Origin of the sequence: Halovibrio sp. HP20-59, assembly GCF_033052795.2 — a bacterium.
Taxonomy (GTDB): Bacteria; Pseudomonadota; Gammaproteobacteria; order Pseudomonadales; family Halomonadaceae; genus Vreelandella.
The window spans coordinates 1-244 of record NZ_JAWJUW020000154.1 but is presented as its reverse complement, the minus strand read 5'-3'; the positions used below and the strand labels follow the sequence as shown (position 1 = coordinate 244).

The window sequence follows — 244 nt, the reverse complement described above, 5'->3', positions numbered from 1 at the left end:
CGGATGACCATGGGCATCGCATCGGCCGCCGCGGCGGTGAACGCCACCTGGCCGCTGTAGCTGGCCCCCTTGGCATCGGTGAAGTCCACGCTGAAGGCGTAGCGCCCGGCGGCGGGCGGCGTCACGCTGATCGCCGACGACCGCGCCGAGACCAGGGGCAGCGAGGGGCCATCGGTCTGCCTCCACTGCACCGCGTCCACCCGCGAACCCGGGCAGCCCAGCACGGCGATCTCCTGGTTGCGCC

General features: G+C 73.4%; 1 protein-coding gene. It reads right to left on the bottom strand.

What is annotated here, in order from left to right; genetic code table 11:
* A partial coding sequence (locus RZA33_RS19715; RefSeq protein WP_317510020.1) for a PKD domain-containing protein occupies window positions 1-244 on the bottom strand: 244 nt, incomplete at both ends.